Consider the following 2,302-nt stretch of genomic DNA (forward strand, 5'->3'; position numbering starts at 1 on the left):
GGCCTCCCCTCCCGGAGCGCCGAAGGCCCCCGGGAATCGGAGCAGTGGGCAGCCCTTGGTAAAAGAAAATGTAGTTCCATACTCTCCTTGCTTCAATTCATCCAAGGAGAACATGCTGCGCATGTGCATCGGCATGAGGGTATAATTATAGAGGAGATTTGGCTTGTCCTGAGCCAGTTTGGGAGCCTTCATGTACACGTAGTCACCCCAAAGGCAGTTGATATGACCCCCAAACATTCCGAAGAAAAGCTTGTCGCGGATCCTTTCATCCGATGCTATGACGGGCGCAAGGTCCTTACCCATCATGTCAGGCGGACACGGCTGATTGAAGAAGGAAAGCAGCGTTGGTGCAAGGTCTATTGTCTGGACCAGCGCCTGCCTGTGTTCATTGCGTTTCGCTGATCGAGGATCCCATATGAAGAGCGGGGTATGAGAGACCTCATCATAGAAAGGCTGGACGCACTTGGCCCACCAGCCATGCTCCCCAAGCAGAAACCCATGGTCTGTGTTCACGATGAGCATGGTGTTTTCCCACATGTTGTACTCATCGAACGTATCCAAAACCCTGCCGAGATTCTTGTCGCACATACTCAAGAGTGCGCGGTATTTGTTGCGTACATGTTCGATTTGTTCAGGTGTTTCATTGGTCCTCCGATATTCGGGCCAATCAAATTGAGGTCCATCATAGGTCTTTTCATATTGTTCAAGATAGGAATCGGGAGAAACGAAGGGTTCATGGGGATCGAAGGTCTCAATCTGGAGAAACCAGTTGTCATCCTTGACATTCCTTTTCATGAAATCAAGCCCTAAATCGAACGTTGTAGTCATCGGTGCCGTGGCATCGGTATTTGTGTATTCCCTGTTTATACTGTCTTGTTTCTGCCAGCGACCAAGGACATTTGGCCTATCCATCGGTTTGGCAGACCCCTTCCACTTGTCTCCTTCCTGGCCACGCACGAACTCATAGGAGCTGTACCTGTTGTGATAGGTTGAACCACCGTCTTCCCAGTAATGGACATGGTCGGTCACCAGGTGGGTATGGCATCCTGCTTGTGAAAGCAATTGGGGCATGCTGTCATCATATGGTTCCAGCGGGCCCCAGCTTCGGTGCATGAAGTTGTATCTGCCTGTATGAAGCTCTCTTCTTGCCGGAATGCAGGGGAGGCTTGCCACGTAACTCTTGTCAAACGTTATGGTCAATTCTTCCAAACGTTCAAAGTTGGGCATATATACTGAGTCGTTTCCATAGTTGGGAAGAAAGTGTCGATTGAGTGAATCGAACATCACCATCACTGCTCGCATTTGGGCCTCCAAAGATACACGCTATAAGAGCAGGATATATCCAATATGATTAAATGTCAAAATAAAATTTATTTTAAAATTTAAGTTGCGCGATTATAAATCCAATGATATGTTTAAGTAAAACAAGTATGATCCATGGCATTGACATGGATGAAAGGAGAATGTTGATGAGAAAGATTGCTCTTCTTCTGATTATGGTTCTAATCGTAGGCGGCCTGTTTGCTGCAGGAAACCAGGAAACCACCTCTGCGACTTCCACCGAGGTCGCCTGGCCAACCCAGAATGTCACAATTACCGTTCCCTTCGTAGCGGGCGGTGCTGCAGACATCATCGCCAGAAAGATTGCAACGATGTCAGAACCCCTTCTAGGCAAGCCGGTGGTTGTTGTCAACCGCGTCGGAGCTGGTGGCATCATTGCTTTGACTGAGTACATGAAGGAGAAGCCGAATACACACAACATTCTTCTTCTTGGAAGGGCCCAGTCTGTTACCATTCCCAATGTGCAAACCAACAAGCTTGCATATTCCAGGGATGACCTGATTCCTATCATCGGTATCGAGAACATCAACTTCGTCTTGTTCGCCAATGCAAAGACAGGTATCCATGACATGGAGAGTCTCAAGCAGTATGCTTCAACCAAGAAATCCTTGAAATATGGCACCACAGGAGCTGGTACCGATATTGCAGTGCTTCAGGGAGGCTTGTATGGCTTGGCTGGGGTCAAGGCTGAGGCAGTCACCTATGGTGGTGCCCGTGAAGCTGTGCTGAATGCCGCAAATGGCGTGGTGGATGTAGCGGTTGCCGCCCCGACTTCAGTCATCGATCTACTCGCAGATGGATCAGTCGTTCCTGTAGGGGTCTTCTCCAATGAGCCATATACTGGATTTGAAGGCATCACAGTCCCAAGTTTTGCTTCACAAGGGTATGACATCAATGCTCCCGGGCTTAACTACCTCGCCATCCGAAGTGGTACGGACCAGCAGATTGTCGATAAGCTCTA

General features: G+C 48.9%; 2 protein-coding genes. One reads left to right on the forward strand and one right to left on the reverse strand.

Annotation, left to right across the window (positions count from 1 at the left end; all coding sequences use genetic code 11):
• A partial coding sequence (locus tag B3F49_RS07940; RefSeq protein ID WP_293910253.1) for a sulfatase occupies positions 1-1,302 on the reverse strand: 1,302 nt, incomplete at its 3' end.
• 167 nt (positions 1,303-1,469) lie between these two features.
• On the opposite strand from B3F49_RS07940, the gene B3F49_RS07945 reads away from it, so the two are divergent.
• A partial coding sequence (locus B3F49_RS07945) for a tripartite tricarboxylate transporter substrate-binding protein (protein WP_293910255.1) occupies positions 1,470-2,302 on the forward strand: 833 nt, incomplete at its 3' end.

It is taken from the genome of Sphaerochaeta sp. UBA5836, from assembly GCF_002432845.1.
Taxonomy (GTDB): Bacteria; Spirochaetota; Spirochaetia; order Sphaerochaetales; family Sphaerochaetaceae; genus Sphaerochaeta.